Raw genomic sequence first — 21,534 nt, forward strand, 5'->3', positions numbered from 1 at the left:
AGGAGTTCAGTGAATTTCATTTGCGCCGGTATCCTCGAGCGCAGCGGAGAGATAAAGGCAATAGCGGGACAACAGTTGATTGAAAAACTAATGCCACAGCTCCGAAAAAACACAACTTTCGACTTTTGGCTATTGCCTAAAAAAGTTATCTTTGTTCAAAATTTAAACTTTATGGACGCTTTACAAACCACTATAGAACAAGCCTGGGACAACCGCGCTTTGTTGCAGGAAGAAAAAACAACGACGGCAATCCGACACGTAATTGATTTGCTGGACGCAGGAACTTTGCGTGTGGCGGAACCAACGGCCGATGGCTGGAAGGTAAACGAGTGGGTGAAGAAAGCGGTGGTTTTGTATTTTCCGATTCAGAAAATGGAAACGATGGAAGTGGGTATTTTTGAGTACCATGATAAAATTCCGTTGAAACGAGGATATGCCGAAAAAGGTATCCGCGTGGTTCCTCATGCGGTGGCACGACATGGCGCTTATATTTCAAAAGGCGTGATTTTGATGCCGAGTTATGTGAACATCGGAGCGTATGTGGACGAAGGAACGATGGTGGATACCTGGGCAACCGTGGGCAGCTGTGCGCAGATTGGAAAACATGTGCATTTGAGCGGGGGTGTTGGAATTGGCGGCGTTTTGGAACCGTTACAGGCAGCTCCGGTGATTATTGAAGATGGTGCTTTTATTGGTTCCCGTTGTATCGTTGTTGAAGGCGTTCATGTAGGTAAAGAAGCGGTTTTGGGCGCGAATGTGTGTCTGACAGCCTCAACCAAAATTATTGATGTGACCGGCGATACGCCAAAGGAAATGAAAGGATTTGTTCCGGCCCGTTCGGTAGTGATTCCCGGAAGTTATACGAAGAAGTTTGCTGCAGGGGAATTCCAAGTGCCATGTGCCTTGATTATCGGGACACGTAAAGCGTCAACAGATTTAAAGACCTCGCTGAATGACGCCTTGAGAGAATATGATGTAGCGGTTTAGAATCTAAACTGTTTGTATATAAAAAAAGCCTTGTCAATATGACAAGGCTTTTTATTTTTGGTATTTTGAAAACTATTATTGTTTGTTCTTCTGTTGGATTTTGAGTAGTTTGGCATATTTCATATACGAGAAAAAGCCTTGAATAATCGAAATGGACAAACCGTCAAGACCGTTCAGAAAGCCTTTCTTAAAAAAGAAGCATCTCAAAAAAGCTACTTTCCCGTTAAGGATTGGCTTGAACCAGGTAATTCTTTTTCCCTGGTCGTACAATTGCTGTGCATGCCAGCCGGAGTATTGATTCTTTTTGGTAATAATCTGGTCCAACGAATCCCAGCCATAATGCAATATATGAACCGAAACACGCGTTTCATTTTGCGTAATAATTTTTTGATGTACAATCGATTCAGACGGATGCGCGGTCTGCTTGTTAAAAAAACGGACTTTATGATCGGGGTACCAGCCTGCGAAATCAATCAGCTTGTCGCCCAGAAAGTTTTTTATCCGGAAACTGAACGCATCATAGCCTCCTTCCAGGTATTTCCCCTGCAGAATGAACTCTTCAGCATCTTTATCCAGAAATTCGTCGGCATCGAGATTTAATATCCAGTCATTTTTACAATATGGTAATCCGTGCGTACGTTGCGGTCCATCGCCCAAAAAAGGCTGTGAAATAACAATGGCTCCTTTTTCCTTGGCAATTTCTACCGTTCGGTCCTTGCTCAGCGAATCCACTACAATCACTTCGTCACAAACTTTGAAAAGCGCATCGATACACTTGCCAATCATTTTTTCTTCATTGAAAGAAATCACCAAACCGCTAATTGCCATTGTAGAATTGAATTTATTGAAATGCAAAAATAGGACTTTTACAGCAAATTTTTCCCTTATTTCAATTTTGCATCTTGAGCTTCCTGAAATACTTTGTAATTTAGCGCATCGAAATAAATTGGGAATCCATGAAAATATTAGTCATACAGCAGAAAAGAATTGGGGATGTATTAACCAGTACGATTTTGAGCAACAACCTTAAAAAGTTTTATCCGGATGCTGCAATTGATTATATGTGTTATCCAAATTGTGTGGATGTTTTGTTGCAGAATCCCAATATTAACGAGATCATTGTTCTGAAACAGGATGTTAGAAAATCCTATCCTCAATTAATGAAGTTCATTTCGGGCATCCGAAAAAGAAAATATGATGTCGTGATTGATGCCTACAGTAAATTGGAAACCAATCTGATTACGCTATTTTCCGGTGCCAAATATAAAATTTCTTATGATAAAGGGTATTCCAATCTGTTTTACAACCATACTTTGAAACGATTGAAGAACGGTACAAAATCAGAATTGGGACTTGCAATCGATAACCGACTGATGCTTTTAAAACCTTTGATTAAAGAACCGATTACCGACTATAAACCGAAAGTCTTTTTGACAGAAGCTGAAATCGAGGAAGCTAAAAAATTATTGGCAAGATTTGGTATTCAGGAAGAAACAAAGCCTTTAGTGATGTTTGGTATTTTAGGAAGCGAATGGTACAAAACGTATCCTTTGGACAAAATGGCAAAAATCATTGATTTCACCGTCGAACAACTCAATGCCGATATCATTTTCAATTATATTCCGTCACAAAAAGAAGATGCGTTAAAAATCTATAATTTTTGTAAAACCGAAACCCAGAAAAACATTCACTTTGACTTGTACAGCGAAGGATTACGACCATTTTTGGCGTTGCTTTCGCAATGTTCGATGCTGATTGGCAATGAAGGTGGTTCGGTAAATATGGCCAAAGCGCTAAGCGTTCCTACGTTTTCACTTTTTTCTCCATCTGTAGATAAGGAAACGTGGCAGATTTTTGAAAACGAAAAGGAGAATCTTTCCATTCACCTGAAAGACTTAAAACCGGAAATTTACGAGCAGCACGACGAGAAATACATCAAGGAGCATACTTTCAAATACTTTGATGAATATCCTCTGGAGTTAATCCTGGAAAAATTAAAACAATATTTTAGGGATTTGGGCTTTTTGAAAAGCTAAAGAGTGTCAATCCCGTTTTCAATCTTAACGATTTTATTCTTTTTATTGTAGCTTCTGATGGCGTTGTTTTTCTGCCAGATTTCAGGGCTTGAATATCCTCTGGCGTGATCCAGATGCAGGCAGATGGCACTATAGCGGATTTGTTTGGAAAGCAATCCGTTGTTGAATAAACGTTCTCCCAATTCCCTGTCCAGTCCGCCGTATTTCATTTCGTGATTGAATCCGTTCACTGCAATAATATCGCTTTTGAATCCCGAAGAATTATGACCGTTCCACGAACGTTTGGTTGGGGTTATCCAATTCATGAAACGGGCAAACAATTTGCTTTCTGTTAATTTACTGCTTTTGAAATTCGTCTTAAATCCATTGGTTTTCAACCAGCTTAGGTGAAAACAATTTTGGGTGTTAATGTCTTCCTCCGAAATGAGTTCAGAAATGGTCATCGATAATTTGAAATAGCCACCCGAAAGGAAATAGCCTTTTTCCTGAAATTTTAAATGCGTGGCCACAAAATCTTTTCTCGGAATGCAATCCCCGTCAGTAAAAAGAAGGTACTCGGAATGTGATTCTAAAATAGCTCGGTTTAAGATTTGTGATTTCTGAAAACCACGATCTTCCTGATAAACGTGTACTATCGGATGTTTGAAGTGGGATTTAAAATCAGTCAGTAATTCCTTGGTTTTAGATGTAGAACCATCATCGGCAATTACGATTTCAAAATCAGTTTCGGTCTGGACGCTAAATCCAATGAGGACTTTTCGCAACCATTCTTCTGCATTATACGTCGTAATAATTACTGAAACTTTCATCTGATATTATCTAGTTTCATTGAAACTATTGAGAAGTGAAAAATACATTTTTTTCAGAAATATTACTTCCAAAACTTCAATTTCTTTTTTAATCTTTTCTTTCTGTAAAAACGATGTTGAAAATGAGTGGTCATTTTCCACAGTGTCTGAAAAATAAGTCCTTCCGGCTCTCCGGAGACTTTAGCATATTCGTTACTCATTACGGCTACCATTTCCTTGTGTGGTGTAAGTCGGCATAAGTTTTTCATCCGAACATCGAAAGGCATCGTCTTATGAAATTGCATGCGGTTCAAATCCACCAAAAAGAATTCATAGTTTCCAGAAATCGTTTTTTTAATTAACGTATTGCCGGGAGAATGATCCATAAATTCGATTCCCTTTTGATGCAAAGTATATGAGAAACGGGTAAACTGGCGCAAAATAGTGTCACGATCCGGATAATCCGGAATTTCCACTAATTCCCTATAGGTCAGGTGACATTTCAGATGTTCGCTGACATAGTAGCTGTCTTTGAGTCCCGCCAAAGTGGAATTTTCAAAATAAGCAATGGGTTCCGGTGTTCCGATGCCGTTTTCAAGCAGAATATTGGCATATTCAAATGAGCGTCGGGCCTTTGATTTTCTGAAATATTTGTAAGCAACTTTGTTAATCAGATTCGGAATTTTGAACGATTTGATATTAATAGTTTTTCCGTGGACTTCAAAAAGTTTGATTTTATTTCTTTTACCATCTCCAAACAAGTTGCCTTCAGTCTGGAAATTGGCTATCAGATCCATAACTGCTTTTTGTGGCACCAAAGGGTTTCGCTTAAAGTGGAATGTCATATTTTTTGAATAAATTATTTTGAAAAGAAGAACTCCTTAAACTTGTTACGGCCTTCATCCGTTTTGAGGTATTTTGGGAAATTATAATCTCCGTTCATTATTTCGAACTCCAGGTCACGTCCAAAAAGGTCTTTCCCGTTTTGGATTAATTCCAAAATATTTTTTTCGTCTTTGTATTCTTCCAAATTATATTCAGTGTGTGCGAATGCTTCCAATTTTGCAATAATCTTCTTAACGCCACCGATATAGGTAAAATGCCACCCTGCATTTGGAATGATTTTATACACTTCTCCCCTTCTTTTGGTTCGCATAATAATCTTGCGGATTTTAGACGGCGTTTTTTTCAACAGTTTATATGGCAACACTGCGGTACTATGCCATATTCCGTTTTTAGCTTCCTCTTTTGTCATGTTACTTCCTCCGTCGAAAATGAGTTTGTTGTTGAGGAAATACATGAACATGTCCATTTTCAGCCCATAGATTTCATGAACACCTTTTGATACTAATTTTTTAATGACAGCTGCATCCGGAATTTCATCAAGATCAGAGATTAAAATAATATCATCCGGTTTGCAATTGACCAATCCTTTAAGAATCGAGTCTCTTTGGAAGATTTCTAATTTCCAAGAGGAAAATCGGTTAATGATTGGTATAAATAATGGATATTTAGTGATTTTCACATGGATAATCTTATGAAGGAATTTGGAAAACCGTTCTTTATTTTCTTCAAAAACAAATGGCTTTGGGAGATTTTGATGCGTCCTGTCAGCTTCAACCAACACAAATTTGTCAACTACATCATTCAGTTCATTAAGTCTAATTTCTAAGATGTCTAATTCATTGAAGAAAGGAAAGCAATCATAAACCATGGAGAATATTTTTCACAAATATAAAAAATAATATTAACTTGCCTCATTAATCAAAAACTATGGAAAAACTACCTTCGTGTTCATTGGTAACGCCCACTTATAATTGGCCTGAAGCATTAGAATTGTTATTATTCAGTGCAATGAATCAGACGGTTTTACCAAACGAAGTGCTAATTGCAGATGATGGTTCGAGAGAAGATACCAAGCAGTTAATCGAACATTTTCAAAAGAGATTCCCCGTCCCGTTAATTCATATTTGGCATGAAGATATTAAAAACCGGAAGCCAAAAATCATGAATGCCGCTATTGCCGCAGCCAAATACGATTACATTATCGAAATTGACGGTGATATTATCATGAACAGGCATTTTGTCGAAGACCATTTGACATTTGCTGATAAAGGACTTTACTTATTTGGTTCAAGAGTAAACATCCAAAAGCAAATTCTACCGGATCTGTTTTCCAGAAAAATAATCCACTTCAATTTCTTTTCGAAAGGCATTAAAAAACGAGGCCGAACATTACGATTTCCTTTTTTGATGAAGTTTGCCAAAATTGTGGATAAACGTTCTTCTAAACTAAGAGGCTGCAATATGTCTTTCTGGAGATCGGATTTTATCAAAATCAATGGTTTCAATGAATCGTTGGTCGGTTGGGGAATTGATGATTCAGAAATGATTCAGCGTCTTCATAACCTCGGGATAAAGGGTAAACGCCTTAAAAATGCCGGAATTGCGTATCATATCTATCACAAGGAACAATCCAAAAGCCATATCGAAATCAACAACGAAATCGAGAGAGAAACCACTGAAAAGAAACTGACCTTTATTGAAAAAGGCATCAATCAATACTTATAAATGTTTGACATAGCCGTAATTTTAATCAATTATAATTCAAGCGAACACACGATTAACTGTATTCGTTCGATCATTGAAAAAACCTCAAAAAACCTTCGCTATCAAATTATCATCACCGATAATTGCTCTGAAAAAGAAGACTACCTGAAACTCAAATCTTTTTGTGATACTGATACCATTCCCAATTTGCAATTACACCGTAACCATATCAACACTGGATTTGGCGGAGGAAATATGTACGGTGCGCAATATGCGAATGCTTATTATCTGGCGTTCATAAACAATGATACTTTATTGATTAACGATTGTTTGTCCATTCTTAAGACCACTTTAGATGCTAATCCGGAAATCGGAATTGCCGGCGCGCAGGCATTCAAGGAAAATGGCGATTTTATGATTTCGCTGGACCATTTTGCTTCACCGGCAAGAGAAATCATCGGAAGGAAATTTTTAGAAATCACAAATCCGAAAAAATACCCAAAACGTAAAAAAAGATATACGGAACCGGTACAGGTAAATTTTGTTCCCGGCAGTTTTATGTTTGTCAGGGCGACAGATTTCAATGCCATCGGTGGTTTTGATACGAACATTTTCCTGTATTATGAGGAAACCGATTTGTGCATCCGATTGGCCAATCAATCCAAGTTTGCCTATTTGGTGCCGGAAGCAGAATTCATTCATTTCCATGGTGCCAGTACAGAACGTTCTTTAGCTATCAAAAAGGAATTAAAAATCTCGTTGTTGTACATTATGAGAAAGCATTACGGATATTTTGGACACAAAATAGTATTGCTGTTCCTTACGGTGAAATACTTTTTTAGCAATATTTTCAAACCTAAAAACTGGCCTTTATTCGTCCTGTTTTTGACTGGGGCGCCATTGTCCAAATCATTAAAAATGAAACAACGCATCGTACATTTATAATTGGATGATTATCCGTCTATAAAAACGGTTTTAAATTTTTCCATTACTTTTTGAGGTCCAAATTCTTGCGAATACGCATCCCAATCCGCATTTGGATTCGGGGCAAAATTTTCCAGAATAGCAGTCAGGTCGTTCTTGTCTTTGTATATAATGGCCTTATCTCCCAAAATATCGATATGTGATTTTTCTTCAGAATCTGCCCAGGTAATAATAGGTTTATTGGAAACCGAAAATTCTCCAATCGCTATTCCAAAACTCTCACCTTGTTTTCTGGCGTGGAGATATGCATCACAGGTATTAATGAATTTTGATTTATAGATGTCATCAATATTCGTTGGTAAAAAGATAACGTTTAAATAAGGCCTGAAAATGTTTTTGAAAACAAACGAATTGGTCCCCAAAAACACAAAATAGATGTCTTTTCTTTTTCTGGAAATTTGCTTTATTACTTTTTTTACGAATTTCAAATCAAAGGTTTTATCACCGCCGTGACGCCCAAAAACAATAGCATCTTCCGGAATATTCAATTCTTTGCGAAGGTTCAGATCGGTTTTCTCCACATGAATCATATGCGGAACGAAAGGCGACTTCCCTCCTGTCATTTCCTCTGAAAGCCATTCGGACACATACGCGTAGACATCACCGTGCGGCTCATAATATTTAAAAACGGTATGTATGGCTGTTTTACAGTTGGAAACCTCAATGCCGTCTTTTTTTCCTGCCTTTATCGCATAAAAAAGGTCCGCTTTTTCCTTCTTCACAATTTTCTCCAATTCCTTTGGGTCATTATATCCGATAACTTTGAATCTTTTTTTGAAACGCTCGACAGCCAAATCGAAATTTTGCTTGTTGTTTTTATTGTAAAGAATAACAGATTCGTTCTTTAAAATCTCTTCATTGAAAAGCGCATAATTATAAACCGCATTCGAGGTGCCGCGATAGGACAATTGGTTTTCGTGAAAAATGATTTTCATATTAAAGGGTTTTGAAATTATCAACCAAATTATAGAACGGCAAATATAAACTTTGTTTTTCGGAAATTAATGTCAAATCATTATTCAGAGGCTAATTTCATATTTGTTATCTTTGCCCTCGTGTTCGGCACAAAACGAACTTCAATACCAAATATAATGAATCAGGAAATCCATAACGCCTACGAAGTCATCAGGGAAGGCGGCATCATTCTCTATCCAACGGATACCGTTTGGGGTATTGGCTGTGACGCCACAAATCCGGAAGCGGTAGCCAAAATCTACAAATTGAAACAGCGGGCCGAAACCCAAAGTATGATTGTGCTGATGAATGGCGAAAAAATGATGTACAATGTTTTCAAGGAAATTCCGGAAACAGCATGGCAAATTATTGATTTATCCGAAAAACCGACGACCCTGATTTTGGATCAGCCGCGTAATGTGGCGCCGAATTTAATCGCAGCCGATAATACTTTAGGAATCCGAATTGTGAAGGAGCCGTTTTGCTTCAAATTAATGGAAAAGATGAGAAAGCCATTGGTCTCTACATCAGCAAATATATCCGGTCAGCCGACCCCGAAAAGTTTTAAAGAAATTAGTCCGGAGATTATAAAAGGTGTTGACTATGTTGTAAATTTGCACCACGATAAAATTGGAGGAAACCCATCTACAATTATTAAATTGACGAATGACAATCAGGTAAAAGTCATTCGGAAATAGTTTTTACCGCAAATTCGCGAATTATTTCTAGCTTTTATGGAAGAATATATTTATAAAGATGAAAATTACACAATAGTAGGGATTCTATTTGAAGTGCATAAAAATCTCGGAAAAGGTTTTTCTGAAATAGTCTATAAAGATGCTATTGAATATGAATTGCAACAACAAAACATTTCATATCAACGAGAAAAAGAGTTTTCTGTTAATCATAAAGAGACCACTTTAAAACATAAATTTTATGCAGACTTTGTAGTTTATGATAAAATTATTCTCGAAATAAAAACCGTCGATTGTTTCAATAACAGCCATTATAACCAATGTTTAAATTATTTAAAAGTCTCTAAAAACAAATTGGCAATACTTGCTAATTTCAATTTAGTCTCTTTAGAATACAAACGCATCATAAGTTCAAAAAATTAATTTGCGAATTTGCGGTAAAAATTATGAATTACAAATCAGCCTTACATAATAAAATTTTTGAAGTCATTTCACAAGCCAGCAAAGAGCTGAACATCGAAAGCTACGTCATTGGCGGTTTTGTCAGGGATTTGCTCTTAAAAAGAGGCAACAAAAAAGATATCGATATTGTTGCTGTCGGCAGCGGAATCGAATTGGCCTTAAAAGTTTCCGAATTGCTTCCCAAAAAACCAAAAGTACAGGTTTTCAAAACGTATGGAACAGCAATGTTGCGTTTTGAAGATACCGAAATCGAGTTTGTAGGAGCCCGAAAAGAATCGTATCATTTCGAAAGCCGGAATCCGGTAGTTGAAAACGGAACTTTGGAAGACGACCAGAATCGCAGGGATTTCACCATCAATGCGTTGGCGTTATCATTAAATCCGAACAATTTTGGCGATTTGTCCGATCCTTTTAACGGACTTGCCGATTTGGAAAATAAAATTATCAAAACCCCGCTTGACCCCGATATTACGTATTCGGATGATCCGTTACGAATGATGCGCGCCATCCGTTTTGCGAATCAGCTGCATTTTGAAATTGATCAAAAATCACTGGACTCGATTGCAAAAAACAAGGAAAGGATTAATATTATTTCCGGAGAACGTATTGTGGATGAACTGAATAAAATCCTTTTGACCGAAACCCCCTCCGTTGGATTTTTGCTGTTGTACAAAACCGGTCTTTTAGACATTATCCTGCCCGAATTGACTGCCTTGAATCAGGTCGAAGAAATTGAAGGACATACCCATAAAAACAACTTCTATCATACTTTGGAAGTAGTTGACAATATTTCTCCAAATACTAATGATGTCTGGCTTCGATGGGCCGCATTGTTGCACGATATCGGGAAAGCACCGACCAAGCGTTTTAACAAAAAGCAAGGCTGGACTTTTCACGGACACGAGTTTCTAGGTGGTAAAATGGCGAAAAAAATATTCGAACGCCTGCACATGCCTTTGAACCAAAAAATGAAATTTGTACAAAAAATGGTCACGATGAGTTCCCGTCCGATTGTATTATCTCAGGATACGGTTACGGATTCTGCTGTGCGTCGTTTGGTGTTTGACGCCGGAGAGGATGTGGAAGATCTAATGACATTATGTGAAGCGGATATTACCACTAAAAACCCGACTAAATTCAAGAAATACCATCAGAATTTTGAAATCGTCCGCAAGAAAATCGTGGAAGTTGAAGAGCGTGATCAGGTCCGTAATTTTCAGCCGCCTATTACCGGCGAGGAAATCATGGAAATCTTTAACCTGAAGCCATCCCGTGAAATCGGTGTACTGAAAGAAGCTATTAAAGAAGCAATTTTAGAAGGCGAAATCCCGAATGAGTATGATGCCGCGTATGAATTTATGATGAAAAGAGCCGGTAAACTAGGGCTCACAAGTGTAAAGTAAACTATTCTTCACGTGATGAAAAAAGATAAATCTGTAATTATTTGGTTGCTATCCGGTTGTGTTTTATTGTTTATGATGGTTGTTGTGGGTGGAATTACCCGATTGACCAACTCCGGGCTTTCGATGACCGACTGGCATTTGGTTACCGATACGTTCCCTCCCTTAACAGATGCAAAATGGGAAAAAGCTTTTGAACAATATAAAAAGTTTCCAGAATATCAAAAAATCAACATCCATAATGATTTTACGTTAAGTGATTATAAATTCATATACTTCTGGGAATGGTTTCACCGTTTCATCGGAAGAATCATCGGATTGGTATTTGTAGTTCCTTTTGTCTATTTCCTTATTAAGAAAAGACTTTCTGCAGCTACGATTAAAAAGTGCGCCATCTTATTGGGAATGGGCGCTTTTCAGGGATTTTTAGGATGGTTTATGGTTAGAAGCGGACTGATTGACAATCCGGATGTGAGCCATTTCAGATTATCATTGCATTTGACTTTTGCGTTTATCACCTTTGCTTACACCCTTTGGGTTGCGTTGGACCTGATTTATCCGGAAAGAGTTGCCATAGAAAATTCATTACGCACCATTGCAAGGGTTTCATTGGTATTTTTATTGATACAGATTATTTACGGAGGGTTTGTTGCGGGTTTAAATGCCGGTTTAATCCACAATCATTGGCCCTTGATGAGCGATGGTCAATTTATCCATGAAAGCGTATTCCTCGAGCAGGATAATTGGTTTTTAAGCTTCACAGAAGGCAAAAGTGGTGTCCAGTTTATCCATAGAACATTAGCCTATGTGGTTGTAGGATTTATTGCTTACTTATATTTTAAAAGCCGAGAATTCACTTTGACGAAAGTACAAAAGAACGGAATCCACATCCTTTTGGCATTGGTGTTTGTTCAGTTTATTTTAGGGGTTTTCACCTTGTTGTACGGCGTTCCGTTGTGGTTGGGATTAGCGCATCAGATTAGTGCTTTCTTTCTACTATCAGCAATGACTTTCAATCTGCACCGATTATCAAAATAATCACTATTTTTACAAAAGACTATATTGTCGCATTTCCTTGTTCCAAGAACCTAAATGTCTAAACTTGCGGCTTCCGACAAATTTGTCGATTTATCAGATTATGGACGTCCATTAGCAATTTTATTTGCCAACCAATTAAAAAATACGCGGGTCACTCCTATTCATGTAACCTTTCTTTTTGGAATTTCGGGACTGATTGCACTCTACTGTATTTTACAAAATCACTACTTTTCGGCAGGCTTTTTTATCATATTAAAATCGATTATTGATGGTGCCGATGGAGAGCTGGCCCGAGTGAAAAACACACCTTCTTACACCGGGAGATACCTTGACAGTATTTTTGATATCATTCTCAATTTTTTGTTTTTGATGGCAATCTGTTATGTTTCGAAAACCTCTTTTTATATTACCCTATTTGCATTTTTCTGTATTCAGCTGCAGGGAACTTTGTATAATTATTACTATGTTATTTTAAGAAATAAATCTGTCGGAGGAGATTCTACCAGTAAAATTTTTGAGTACAAATCGCCCAAAGCATTGCCTGGAGAAAGTCAAAAATCAGTTGATTTTTTGTTTAAAATTTACACGATTGTTTATGGGGGTTTTGACAAAATAATTCACACTTTGGACAACGATGCCTACAAAGTAAAAACATTTCCAAATTGGTTTATGACATTACTTTCGATGTACGGATTGGGATTCCAATTATTGATTATCGCCGTCATGTTACCGATGAATTGGATTGAATACATCATTCCTTTTTTTATTGGATACTCCGTCCTCATTTTTGTTTTGATTGCCATCAGAAAGACGGTAATTAAGGCTTAAAAGTACCATAGAGATAATCTATGCAGTCTGCTTAAAAACTTAAATACGAATCACTTAAGACAATCTATGTAATTCATTAATTCAATTATAAAATTATCCAATCCAAGTCTTGAAATCAGACACTTTTTCCCTGCTTACGATAACCTCATCGTCGTTATAAGACGGCAAAATCACCTTCAATCGGGAGTTGCTGTACAAAACAATTTCCTTAATCGCCTTCAGCGGAATGAGGAATTTACGGCTTACGCGGAAGAAATCTTTCGGGTCCATTTCCTGTTCCAAAACTTCCAGAGTGCTTTCGATTAAGTAATTTCGGTTGTCAAAAGTATGAATATAAGTGCCCTTATTTTCGCTAAAAAAACATTCGATTTCATCGGTCTGAATCACTTTTAAATGCTGCCCTATCTTTACCGTAAATCGCTTTTTATAATTTTTCTCAAATGGGTTCGAAAGCATTTTTTTGATCTGGTCAAAATCCAACTGAAGGGATTCCTGTTTTGGCAAACGGGCTTTAAATTTGTTTATCGAAATTTCCAAATCATCCTCATCAATCGGTTTCAAAAGATAATCAATGCTGTTCAGTTTGAAAGCACGCAATGCATATTCATCATATGCGGTTGTGAAAATTACGGCACTTTTTATTTCGATTTTATCGAATATTTCAAATGATAATCCATCAGATAATTGGATGTCCAAAAAGATCAGATCGGGATGTTCATTTTTAGAAAACCAGTCCAAAGATTCTTCGACAGAATGAAGCATCACTTCCACTTCAATATTCAGTTTTTCGAGTTTTCTCTGCAACAGTCTTGCCGCTGGTTTTTCGTCTTCGATTATAATCGTGGTCATGGTTATTTTGATTTTTGGTTGCGGATGAAGTTTTATATTCTTAATCAAATACGTTTTTTTCTAACGTAGGCCAGATTTTTTTCAGATTGATTTTTGGCTTGCGACAAATGTATACCGGAATATTGTTCTCTTCGTCGATCGCATATTTATGGGTAATCATTTTAATCAGTATACGTTCTTCAAATACCTTATCAACAGATTCTTTTTCGTTACCAATACTGATGCAAATTGCATTATCGGTCTTTCCAGGTCCCCAGGTCCAAAAACTCCCGTGGGCACAAACTGGGTCGGGAAGCTGATAATTTTCCCCTAAAATCTTTATTGCGCCGGCTTCACCATAATTTTCGGCCCAGATCATGCAATGTTTTTTATCGTCATCCGGTAAAGATTGGTATAAACTATCCACTAACTTCACTTGCTCGTCCCATCCAAACATATCCGCATAATCATCATTAAGTTCGATGCGGCCATTTTTATCCGATTTTAAATCGGCAAATTCAACATACGACTCAATCGGTAAGACAGGAATTGCCTCAGGCAGAAAAGGCATCGCAATCAGCAAAACAGCAATTACCGCATAATTCCAATTCGGTTTAGTTTGCAGCCATTTTTCAATTTTAACCGCTCCTGCGGCAAATAACACGGGATAAATAGCGAAGAAGTAATAGCTTTTAGATTGCATGATCCACATAAGTGCAAATATGACCAACGTGGTGATGCCAATGGATTTGTATTTTTTTAAATCCTCATCCCTGAAATATGCTATCAATCCGATCATACTTAGGATAAAAGTAAAAGGATGCTTTATTTGGTCTATAACAAAATCATAAGGCCCAATTTCGTCCAACTGGCTTTCTTTCAGCTTTTGCAAATGCATGAACAGTGGAAAATGATGTTGATATTGCCAGAGGATATTCGGCAGGAAAATCACAAAGGCAATTGATACGGAAATATAAAGCCATTTATTCTTATAAACTGATGCTTTTTCATAGGATAATAATCCGGCTGCAATTCCGATTCCCCAGACTAGGATCGTGTATTTGTTCATCAGGCCCAAACCGGCTGCAATACCAAGAAAGACAAGAAATTTCGCGTGTTTGGTTTTGAAGTATTTTATTAAAAAGTAAAAACCCAAAGTCCAGAAAAACTGATCAAAAGCCACGGGTTGAAACAGCGTGTGGTTCCGAAAAAACGGAAGAAATGCTATTACAGCCACGCCTGCCAATAAAATTGCTTTGCCTTTGCCTCCTAATTCCTTTGCAATCAGACAACAAATCCAAAGAACACCAAGTCCTGCCAAAGTCGAAAAAAAACGAACACCCGATAATGAATATCCAAAAAACAGATGAGCGATTTTGCCGATTAAGGCTATAAACGGTGGGAATTCAAAATAACCCCAACTTAAATGTTCGCTTGTTGATAAATGAAGCAACTCATCGCGGTGAAAGCCATAATTTCGGTTTCCTATTAAATGGATTGCAAGTTTAACAAGGAGTAGTATACCAACGAGCGGATAATATTTTTTCAAGTGAGAGTGTTTTTTATTAATTTTTGATTTTGTACACAAAAATAGATGGTTTTTTAAACTAATCCTTACAAACATACATTGTCTTTTAACAATTTTCAGCGTATAAGGATACCAATTATTCCCATTTGTTGTCTTTCTCCTTGTCCATGAATTCTTTTATTTTGCGCTCTTCCCAATTGCTTCCAAAAAAAAAAAATATGACCAAAAACACTCAATCCATGTGCTGCTAATCCAATACCCCAGAAAAAGGCGGTAAAGAAATTTTCCATTTTGAAATAACTCTCCCCTGGATCCAGATTATTAATATTTACAAACACAATAAAAATATTAACACATAAATAGACGATTAAATGGGTATAAAACCCTTTCAGTCTTTTTACTTTTCTTTCTGCTGCGGCATATTTATCTTCGGGTTGATGTTCATCAAAATCCGATTTATATCTTCTTCCCATTTTGTCAATTATTAAGTGATATTAATTTAAAACTGTAACCGTAAGATTCTTAATTTTAAATCCAATTTCATTATTTCCAAGAATCTTTCTCTATGGTTTCTTTTTCCATAAATTCCTTCATTTTACGCTCTTCCCAATCTCTTCCAAAAAAATACAAATTCCCGAACACACTCAATCCATTTATTAAAAGTCCAATTCCCCAGAAAAATGCAGTATAGAAATTTTCCATTTTAAAATAACTTTCTCCTGGTGCTAAATCATCAAAATTTATAAATACAATAATGATATTAACACACAAATAGATCACTAAATGTGTATAAAATCCTTTCAGTCTTTTTACTTTTCTTTCTGCTGCTTCATATGCATTCTCGGGTTGATATTGGTATTTATCAAAATCCCAGCTTTGTCTGTTTCTCATTCTTTAATTATTTAGTGATTAACCTATATGTTGGATTATTTCCAAGAATCTTTTTGTTCTTTTTCTTTTTCCATAAATTCTTTCATTTTGCGTTCTTCCCAGTCTTTTCCCAGAAATGGCAAATAATTATAGACTTTCATTCCGTGAATCACCACTCCTATTCCCCAACCAATCATAGGCCAATAAAACCATAAATGCTCTGGCGATGTCACTAAATTTATAATTAAAAGCCCAATATTTACAACAAGATATGATGTTAAGTTCCCGTAGAATCCTTTGATGGCTTCCACTCTTTTTTTCGCTTTATTAAAGCGTTCTTCGTTTTGATAATTGCTTTCCATAATTATTTCCAATTTTGTTTTTTATCTTCCTTTTCCATGAATTCCTTAATTTTTCGCTCTTCCCAATTGCGGCCGTAACCAAAAACACCAAATCCGTGCATGATTAATCCGAATCCCCAACCAAACATGGGGAACCAAAACCATTGAAAAGAAGACGTTCGATAATTTATAAAAATTAATACCGGAATGACACAACAATAAGAGAGTAAACTACCGTAAAATCCTTTGAGGGCTTCCACTCTCTTTTTTGCTCTGTAATAAGCCGTATCGTCAGTTATTTTAATTGTTTCCATAATTTGTACTTGTTTGGTTAACATTGGCAAATAAACCGAGAACATCTCATCATTTTGATTGATGTTCACCTTGCGGTCTGTCAGAATTGCATATCGGCTGATGATATTTTGAAGTCCAACACCCTGTCGTTCCTGCAATACTTCTTTTTTCTGGTAATCATTTTCAACCACCAGATAGTCGCCTTTTTCATAAATCCGGATGTGCAAGGGTCTTTTTTCGCTGACTACATTGTGCTTTACGGTATTCTCCAGCAATAATTGCAAAGAAAGCGGCACTACTTTGGCTTCCGGATTGGAAATCGTTTCGGGCAATTCATAAAACAAACTGTTTTCAAAACGCATTTTCAGTAAGTTCATATAGGTCTTGGCAAACGTCAGTTCTTCTTCAACACTAACCAGATCTTTGTCTTTTTGCTCCAGAACATATCGGTAAATTTTAGACAGAGAGGTCGTAAACCGTTGTGCATTTTCAGGGTTTTCTTCAATCAATGAACTCAATACATTCAGGCTATTGAATAAGAAATGAGGATCAATTTGATTCTTAAGGCTTTCAAATTTAGCCGAAGCCGTTCCCGCTATTATTTTTTGTTCTTTGACTTTTTTGTCCTGCATCTGTTTGTAAAAATGCAAAGCATGAAATCCCAACAAAATGATGAAAGTGAAAACAGACGATTCTACATAATCAGAAGGACTTTCCTTTGCTAAAAAATTCGCCAATGTGTTTTTCTCTATAAGTACGTTTATAAATATCCGCAGCAAAAAAATCATCAATAATGAGACAAAAAAGGAACTGATAAATCCCACTACTATTCGTTTAAGAGAATAAATATTGCTTTTAAATATTTTATCCAAATACAAAAACAACAGGGCATTAACAGCATATAAAGCAGCACTATAGAGCATGCAATAAAGAAAATAAACGTATAACTGGGAGTTAAAAACTTTAGTTCCAACAGAAACAAATTCAATTAAAAGGGAGGTCAAAAAAATAGTTCCTCCAATAAATAAAGCTTTAATTAAATGCGGTTTTATAGACATTGTTCAATTTTTAAACAGTTAAAATTATACATTTAGTTTCTCTAAGGCATGATTTAGAAACAGACTTTTTTTTATTTACAGTTTTTCAATGTTTCCTGAGCTCTGTCCAATCCCCATTTTGGAGAGAAAGGAGTTTCAGGTTTAAATGTAGCAAAAAGACCGATGGCTCTTTCCACTTCTTTACAGCTAGGGGTGATGTCAGTTCCGAAATATTTGGCACCACCGATTTCAAATTCTGCTTTACAGAATACAACTCTTGGGTTGTTTGGTGCCAGCATTTGCGCTTTAGTATACAATTCCATCACTTTTCCTGATAATTTCATACCGTTGGTCATTGGGTCAAATGCGATCCATGCCGTGTGAATCATTGCCTGCATCACCAATAATTCTGCATTATTCGGGGTTTTTGCAATTTCTATATCTAATGCTGACTGTGCTTTTGTTAATAAGGCATTCACCGTTTCTTTATCGGTTGTTCTAAAAGCTGTTGTGGTATTCACCAATGCCACATAATAATTTGGCAACCAGCTGGTCGGTTCTGCTGCAGCAATTCTTTCAAACATCGCTGCTGCTTCTGCATTTTTCCCTTCACCCCAAAGTTTGAAAGCACTTCCCATTCCCTGTTCGAACTGCCCTGGAGCTTTTGGCGATTGTTTTGATTGTTGCGCTTGTGCGAAACTTGAAATTACAATTGCTAATACTAAAATTACTTTCTTCATGATTGTTTGTTTTAAAGTTTTGTTATTGTTTTAAGGTATTCTATTTTGATGAGACAAATTTATGATGGTTCTCAGCGGTTTAAAATTTATGTTGACTGAACTGTCGAAATTGATGGATGAAATGTGATTTTTAAAGATTATCCAATTGATTGGTCTTTTTATCGTTGCTGATTGTCCAAAAGAATCCTACGAAAAAGAATCGGTCGGCTGTCGGCGTCACTGCTTGTCGGTTGTAAACTCCATTTGAATCCGGAGCACTGGCATACTCATATCCGTAAATATTTTTAGACCCTAACACATTGGAAACCGAAAAATAAAGGATTTTTTGCTGCGACAACAAATATGCCCAACTCATGCTTAAGCTATTGTATGTTTTTGTTTTTCCATTCATGAACTGTGTTTCGTTCGGGTTATTGTAAGGTCGTCCGGTACTGAAACTGTTTGTAAAACTAACCTGGGACTTCCAGTCGTTGATCCAGTATTTGGTAACCAGCGACAAACTTTGGTCTGCAACAAAATGCGGCGTTACGGAAGTTGGATAATTTCTGTAATCCCTTTTGGTATCGATATACGAATAGGAAACCCAATATTCCAGATTTTTGATTGATTTCCCATCTCGCCAGAATAAATCCAGTCCTTTAGCATATCCTTTTCCGTTATTATTAAAGTTACTATCGAAAGACGGCATTTCTGAATCATATTTTACCAAATCACGGTACTCTTTAAAATACGCCTCTGCCCTGAAAGTCTGTCTATCTTTACTATATTGATAATTCAAAATATAATGCGACGCTTTTTCGCTGTCCAGATGATCCGCAAATTTCAGATAGTCTTGTTTTGGGGATTGGATAAAATCACCATAGGCAAATGAAAACTGGCCATTTTTTGATACTTTATAGGCTAAAGAAACTCTTGGAGAAACTACAGTTTCATCTAATAAGTCATTATTTGAAGCTCTTACGCCAAGTTTCGCCGCGAATTTTTTAGAGAAAAATATATCCGCTTCCGTGTATGCGGCAGAGATGTTTGCATCGTAACCACTTTGAAAAGACGGTCCCGAATATTCATTGTAGGTTTCATCAAATCTGGTACTGAAATAATCAGCTCCGAACGATACTTTTATTCTGTCTGAAAAGCTCTTTTTCAGTTTCAGTTTCAGATGGGAAGCGTTTTCGATATTTTTCACTCCATTCAAATCGATTGCGATATTATTCTCGCCATAACCATAACTCAATCCGGTTATAATCTGCCAGTTACTTCCAAATTTTCCTTTATACGAAGTATTGAAATAAAAATTATTGTTTTTCAGATTTACCCTTATTTTGTCCGGTCCATTTGGCGTTTGCTGATTAATATCAAAACGCGAAGCATCAAAAGCAGCATATATTTTTAATAAACCGCTTTCAAAATGATATCGGTATACACTCTCCCCTGCAAGTGACTGAAAGGGTCTGTTCCAATCCACTTTTTGCGGAATCGCCACCTGATATGGTGCCAAATCAATATAAGTTGCATTGAAACTGAACGAACTCTTTTGCCATTTTTGGGTATTACCCAAACCTAAACCAACTGTCATCAATGAAACGTCGGTTTTATTCTGGTCCGGATCATCTTGTGTATTCAATAACAATACGCTGGATAAGGCTTCTCCATACTCGGCTGAATAACCTCCTGTAGAAAAAGACATTCCACTAAATAAGAACGGAGAGAAACGCCCACGGGTCGGTAAATTACCAGTGCTTGCTCCATAAGGCTGTGCTACCCGGATTCCGTCCACATAGGTTTGTGTTTCATCGGCTTCACCTCCACGGACAAACAGTTTTCCGCTTTCCCCAACTGTCTGGGTTCCTGGTAAAGTCTGTAAAGCTGCCACGATATCTCCCGAAGAACCTGCAGTGGTGACGATATCAAGTGGTTTTAGTACCGAAACGCGGGCTTTGTCTCCGGCTTCAAAACTTCCGGCAGTGATGATTACCGCATCTAACGCGTTGACATTGTCTTTCAATCGGACGGTTTTGTTTTGAAAATTATCTGCGTCAATTACTGTTTTCGAAGTTTCAGAAAGCAGGAACGTCACTACCAATGTTTGTTTTCCTGTGGCTGATGTGGTAAAGCTGAAGTTACCATCGGCATCACTGTTTGCCCCGTCATAGGTACCGTCAATAAAAATGTTGGCTTCCGATATGGCGATTCCTTTTTCATTGACTACTTTACCGGAAATGGTGTTTTGCGAAAAAAGGGATACGGAGAATAAAAAAATAGCAACTGTAAATAGTAAATTCATCATGGCTTTTGTAACAGTTTGGTGTTTTTGTTGATTGGATTTCATTGTGTCTGTTTTGATGAGGCAAATATCTTACAGAAAATATCAATATAGAAATCCTTCTGACTGAACTGTCATTTTTATGGGATGAATTGTTTTTAGTTGCCATTTTATCAAAATACATTGCTATTTTTGGATTAAAATCCGAATCAAATGAAAAACATTTTCTTCCTCCTGATCGCCTTAAGTAGTTGCAATCTACTTTTTTCTCAAGTGAATCCTTCTTACGACGAAAAACTCGCCAAGGAATTAGGCGGTAACGATAACGGAATGAAGTCATATGTTTTCTGCCTGCTCAAAACAGGAAGCAATACGACAGCCACCACGGAAGAAAGAACCAAATACTTTGAAGGTCATATGGCCAATATCAACCGTTTGGCAAAAGAGGGGAAACTGATTGTTGCCGGTCCATTTATGAAAAATGACAAAAACTACCGCGGCATTTTCATCTTCAATGTCAGCACTGTTGAAGAAGCCCAAGCTTTAGTTGCGACCGATCCCGCCGTAAAAGCAAATATATTTGAAGCCGAACTTACGCCTTGGTTTTGCAGTGCCGCATTAATGGCAGTTCCTAAAACACACGATAAAATTATAAAAACTAAAATGTAATTATATAAACACCCGAGCTAGAATAGCGAACTGGCGAAGCAATCATCAAATCAATCAATCAAAATGAAAAAAATCAATTTCAATCATGTTCTGTTAGCAGTACTTTTACTTACTCCTTTTTTTTGTAATGCACAGGAAGGGCATCAAAAACTTTATTAATTCGAAGGCACTTATGACTTTGGCAATAACGAAAAATGACCCTCGGTATATTCGACGAATTCAACCACAGTTTGGTATACCTC

23 protein-coding genes are annotated in these 21,534 nt (G+C 36.9%); 10 read left to right on the plus strand and 13 right to left on the minus strand.

Features of this window, described 5'->3' with window-relative positions; genetic code table 11:
• Positions 1 to 171 precede the first annotated feature (171 nt).
• On the plus strand, positions 172 to 987 hold the full coding sequence (locus FNW07_RS04630) for a 2,3,4,5-tetrahydropyridine-2,6-dicarboxylate N-succinyltransferase (RefSeq protein ID WP_126743839.1): 816 nt from the start codon (positions 172 to 174) through the stop codon (positions 985 to 987).
• A gap of 75 nt (positions 988 to 1,062) precedes the next feature.
• Here FNW07_RS04630 and FNW07_RS04635 read toward each other — a convergent pair whose 3' ends face one another.
• Entirely contained in the window at positions 1,063 to 1,815 is a 753-nt protein-coding gene (locus FNW07_RS04635; RefSeq protein ID WP_126743840.1) for a glycosyltransferase family 2 protein, read from the minus strand.
• A 128-nt stretch (positions 1,816 to 1,943) separates the two neighbouring features.
• Here FNW07_RS04635 and FNW07_RS04640 point away from each other — a divergent pair, with 128 nt between their 5' ends.
• Complete coding sequence (locus FNW07_RS04640; RefSeq protein ID WP_126743803.1) at positions 1,944 to 3,023, plus strand: glycosyltransferase family 9 protein; 1,080 nt, start codon at positions 1,944 to 1,946, stop codon at positions 3,021 to 3,023.
• Here FNW07_RS04640 and FNW07_RS04645 read toward each other — a convergent pair.
• The 3 genes from FNW07_RS04645 to FNW07_RS04655 all read right to left on the minus strand — a co-directional run bounded on the left by FNW07_RS04645 (position 3,020) and on the right by FNW07_RS04655 (position 5,525).
• Positions 3,020 to 3,832 (minus strand): glycosyltransferase family 2 protein, encoded by an 813-nt coding sequence (locus FNW07_RS04645; RefSeq protein ID WP_126743804.1) that lies wholly within the window; start codon positions 3,830 to 3,832, stop codon positions 3,020 to 3,022. The two genes, FNW07_RS04640 and FNW07_RS04645, sit on opposite strands and share 4 nt — an antisense overlap.
• Before the next feature lie 62 nt (positions 3,833 to 3,894).
• Positions 3,895 to 4,656: a lipopolysaccharide kinase InaA family protein gene (locus tag FNW07_RS04650; RefSeq protein WP_126743805.1), complete on the minus strand. Its 762-nt coding sequence runs from the start codon at positions 4,654 to 4,656 to the stop codon at positions 3,895 to 3,897.
• Positions 4,657 to 4,670: 14 nt separating this feature from the next.
• Entirely contained in the window at positions 4,671 to 5,525 is an 855-nt protein-coding gene (locus FNW07_RS04655; protein WP_126743806.1) for a hypothetical protein, read from the minus strand.
• A 59-nt stretch (positions 5,526 to 5,584) separates the two neighbouring features.
• Here FNW07_RS04655 and FNW07_RS04660 point away from each other — a divergent pair, with 59 nt between their 5' ends.
• Both FNW07_RS04660 and FNW07_RS04665 read left to right on the plus strand, forming a co-directional pair.
• On the plus strand, positions 5,585 to 6,382 hold the full coding sequence (locus tag FNW07_RS04660; protein ID WP_126743807.1) for a glycosyltransferase family 2 protein: 798 nt from the start codon (positions 5,585 to 5,587) through the stop codon (positions 6,380 to 6,382).
• Positions 6,383 to 7,306 (plus strand): glycosyltransferase family 2 protein, encoded by a 924-nt coding sequence (locus FNW07_RS04665; RefSeq protein WP_126743808.1) that lies wholly within the window; start codon positions 6,383 to 6,385, stop codon positions 7,304 to 7,306. It abuts the gene before it with no gap.
• Between the two features lie 8 nt (positions 7,307 to 7,314).
• On the opposite strand, the gene FNW07_RS04670 is transcribed toward FNW07_RS04665, so the two are convergent.
• Complete coding sequence (locus FNW07_RS04670; RefSeq protein WP_126743809.1) at positions 7,315 to 8,280, minus strand: glycosyltransferase; 966 nt, start codon at positions 8,278 to 8,280, stop codon at positions 7,315 to 7,317.
• 156 nt (positions 8,281 to 8,436) lie between these two features.
• Between FNW07_RS04670 and FNW07_RS04675 the strand changes: the two genes are divergently transcribed.
• Genes FNW07_RS04675 through FNW07_RS04695 form a run of 5 tightly spaced genes read left to right on the plus strand, consistent with a single transcriptional unit; the run spans position 8,437 to position 12,722 of the window.
• On the plus strand, positions 8,437 to 8,997 hold the full coding sequence (locus tag FNW07_RS04675; protein ID WP_126743810.1) for an L-threonylcarbamoyladenylate synthase: 561 nt from the start codon (positions 8,437 to 8,439) through the stop codon (positions 8,995 to 8,997).
• Between the two features lie 36 nt (positions 8,998 to 9,033).
• Positions 9,034 to 9,417: a GxxExxY protein gene (locus tag FNW07_RS04680; protein WP_126743811.1), complete on the plus strand. Its 384-nt coding sequence runs from the start codon at positions 9,034 to 9,036 to the stop codon at positions 9,415 to 9,417.
• Between the two features lie 23 nt (positions 9,418 to 9,440).
• Positions 9,441 to 10,859, plus strand: a complete 1,419-nt coding sequence (locus FNW07_RS04685; protein WP_126743812.1) for a CCA tRNA nucleotidyltransferase — start codon at positions 9,441 to 9,443, stop codon at positions 10,857 to 10,859.
• Between the two features lie 12 nt (positions 10,860 to 10,871).
• Positions 10,872 to 11,894 (plus strand): COX15/CtaA family protein, encoded by a 1,023-nt coding sequence (locus tag FNW07_RS04690; protein WP_185964618.1) that lies wholly within the window; start codon positions 10,872 to 10,874, stop codon positions 11,892 to 11,894.
• A gap of 54 nt (positions 11,895 to 11,948) precedes the next feature.
• Positions 11,949 to 12,722 (plus strand): CDP-alcohol phosphatidyltransferase family protein, encoded by a 774-nt coding sequence (locus tag FNW07_RS04695; protein WP_126743814.1) that lies wholly within the window; start codon positions 11,949 to 11,951, stop codon positions 12,720 to 12,722.
• A 93-nt stretch (positions 12,723 to 12,815) separates the two neighbouring features.
• Here FNW07_RS04695 and FNW07_RS04700 read toward each other — a convergent pair whose 3' ends face one another.
• The 8 genes from FNW07_RS04700 to FNW07_RS04735 all read right to left on the minus strand — a co-directional run bounded on the left by FNW07_RS04700 (position 12,816) and on the right by FNW07_RS04735 (position 20,644).
• Positions 12,816 to 13,571 carry a LytTR family DNA-binding domain-containing protein gene (locus tag FNW07_RS04700; protein WP_126743815.1) on the minus strand — a complete coding sequence of 252 codons (756 nt, stop codon included), beginning with the start codon at positions 13,569 to 13,571 and terminating at the stop codon, positions 12,816 to 12,818.
• Between the two features lie 40 nt (positions 13,572 to 13,611).
• Complete coding sequence (locus tag FNW07_RS04705; protein WP_126743816.1) at positions 13,612 to 15,099, minus strand: glycosyltransferase family 39 protein; 1,488 nt, start codon at positions 15,097 to 15,099, stop codon at positions 13,612 to 13,614.
• 95 nt (positions 15,100 to 15,194) lie between these two features.
• On the minus strand, positions 15,195 to 15,551 hold the full coding sequence (locus tag FNW07_RS04710; protein WP_370511490.1) for a 2TM domain-containing protein: 357 nt from the start codon (positions 15,549 to 15,551) through the stop codon (positions 15,195 to 15,197).
• A gap of 70 nt (positions 15,552 to 15,621) precedes the next feature.
• Positions 15,622 to 15,969 carry a 2TM domain-containing protein gene (locus FNW07_RS04715; protein WP_126743817.1) on the minus strand — a complete coding sequence of 116 codons (348 nt, stop codon included), beginning with the start codon at positions 15,967 to 15,969 and terminating at the stop codon, positions 15,622 to 15,624.
• 35 nt (positions 15,970 to 16,004) lie between these two features.
• A complete protein-coding gene (locus tag FNW07_RS04720; RefSeq protein ID WP_126743818.1) occupies positions 16,005 to 16,310 on the minus strand; it encodes a 2TM domain-containing protein in 306 nt (101 codons plus the stop codon).
• A 2-nt stretch (positions 16,311 to 16,312) separates the two neighbouring features.
• On the minus strand, positions 16,313 to 17,641 hold the full coding sequence (locus FNW07_RS04725) for a 2TM domain-containing protein (protein ID WP_126743819.1): 1,329 nt from the start codon (positions 17,639 to 17,641) through the stop codon (positions 16,313 to 16,315).
• Between the two features lie 71 nt (positions 17,642 to 17,712).
• The gene (locus tag FNW07_RS04730) at positions 17,713 to 18,360 is read right to left on the minus strand and encodes a hypothetical protein (protein ID WP_126743820.1); all 648 of its coding nucleotides are present in this window, start codon (positions 18,358 to 18,360) and stop codon (positions 17,713 to 17,715) included.
• 130 nt (positions 18,361 to 18,490) lie between these two features.
• Positions 18,491 to 20,644 (minus strand): carboxypeptidase-like regulatory domain-containing protein, encoded by a 2,154-nt coding sequence (locus FNW07_RS04735; RefSeq protein ID WP_126743841.1) that lies wholly within the window; start codon positions 20,642 to 20,644, stop codon positions 18,491 to 18,493.
• Between the two features lie 192 nt (positions 20,645 to 20,836).
• On the opposite strand from FNW07_RS04735, the gene FNW07_RS04740 reads away from it, so the two are divergent.
• Positions 20,837 to 21,292 (plus strand): YciI family protein, encoded by a 456-nt coding sequence (locus FNW07_RS04740; protein ID WP_126743821.1) that lies wholly within the window; start codon positions 20,837 to 20,839, stop codon positions 21,290 to 21,292.
• The last annotated feature ends 242 nt before the right edge of the window (positions 21,293 to 21,534 follow it).

The sequence above is a fragment of the Flavobacterium sp. GT3R68 genome (assembly GCF_007109225.1).
In the GTDB taxonomy this organism is placed as follows: Bacteria; Bacteroidota; Bacteroidia; order Flavobacteriales; family Flavobacteriaceae; genus Flavobacterium.

Bases quoted from the DNA above. Each gene is read 5' to 3' on its own strand.
- FNW07_RS04630 (WP_126743839.1), top strand. From the start codon at position 172: ATGGACGCTTTACAAACCACTATAGAACAAGCCTGGGACAACCGCGCT.
- FNW07_RS04635 (WP_126743840.1), bottom strand. From the start codon at position 1,815: ATGGCAATTAGCGGTTTGGTGATTTCTTTCAATGAAGAAAAAATGATT.
- FNW07_RS04640 (WP_126743803.1), top strand. From the start codon at position 1,944: ATGAAAATATTAGTCATACAGCAGAAAAGAATTGGGGATGTATTAACC.
- FNW07_RS04645 (WP_126743804.1), bottom strand. From the start codon at position 3,832: ATGAAAGTTTCAGTAATTATTACGACGTATAATGCAGAAGAATGGTTG.
- FNW07_RS04650 (WP_126743805.1), bottom strand. From the start codon at position 4,656: ATGACATTCCACTTTAAGCGAAACCCTTTGGTGCCACAAAAAGCAGTT.
- FNW07_RS04655 (WP_126743806.1), bottom strand. From the start codon at position 5,525: ATGGTTTATGATTGCTTTCCTTTCTTCAATGAATTAGACATCTTAGAA.
- FNW07_RS04660 (WP_126743807.1), top strand. From the start codon at position 5,585: ATGGAAAAACTACCTTCGTGTTCATTGGTAACGCCCACTTATAATTGG.
- FNW07_RS04665 (WP_126743808.1), top strand. From the start codon at position 6,383: ATGTTTGACATAGCCGTAATTTTAATCAATTATAATTCAAGCGAACAC.
- FNW07_RS04670 (WP_126743809.1), bottom strand. From the start codon at position 8,280: ATGAAAATCATTTTTCACGAAAACCAATTGTCCTATCGCGGCACCTCG.
- FNW07_RS04675 (WP_126743810.1), top strand. From the start codon at position 8,437: ATGAATCAGGAAATCCATAACGCCTACGAAGTCATCAGGGAAGGCGGC.
- FNW07_RS04680 (WP_126743811.1), top strand. From the start codon at position 9,034: ATGGAAGAATATATTTATAAAGATGAAAATTACACAATAGTAGGGATT.
- FNW07_RS04685 (WP_126743812.1), top strand. From the start codon at position 9,441: ATGAATTACAAATCAGCCTTACATAATAAAATTTTTGAAGTCATTTCA.
- FNW07_RS04695 (WP_126743814.1), top strand. From the start codon at position 11,949: ATGTCTAAACTTGCGGCTTCCGACAAATTTGTCGATTTATCAGATTAT.
- FNW07_RS04700 (WP_126743815.1), bottom strand. From the start codon at position 13,571: ATGACCACGATTATAATCGAAGACGAAAAACCAGCGGCAAGACTGTTG.
- FNW07_RS04710 (WP_370511490.1), bottom strand. From the start codon at position 15,551: ATGGGAAGAAGATATAAATCGGATTTTGATGAACATCAACCCGAAGAT.
- FNW07_RS04715 (WP_126743817.1), bottom strand. From the start codon at position 15,969: ATGAGAAACAGACAAAGCTGGGATTTTGATAAATACCAATATCAACCC.
- FNW07_RS04720 (WP_126743818.1), bottom strand. From the start codon at position 16,310: ATGGAAAGCAATTATCAAAACGAAGAACGCTTTAATAAAGCGAAAAAA.
- FNW07_RS04725 (WP_126743819.1), bottom strand. From the start codon at position 17,641: ATGTCTATAAAACCGCATTTAATTAAAGCTTTATTTATTGGAGGAACT.
- FNW07_RS04730 (WP_126743820.1), bottom strand. From the start codon at position 18,360: ATGAAGAAAGTAATTTTAGTATTAGCAATTGTAATTTCAAGTTTCGCA.
- FNW07_RS04735 (WP_126743841.1), bottom strand. From the start codon at position 20,644: ATGAATTTACTATTTACAGTTGCTATTTTTTTATTCTCCGTATCCCTT.
- FNW07_RS04740 (WP_126743821.1), top strand. From the start codon at position 20,837: ATGAAAAACATTTTCTTCCTCCTGATCGCCTTAAGTAGTTGCAATCTA.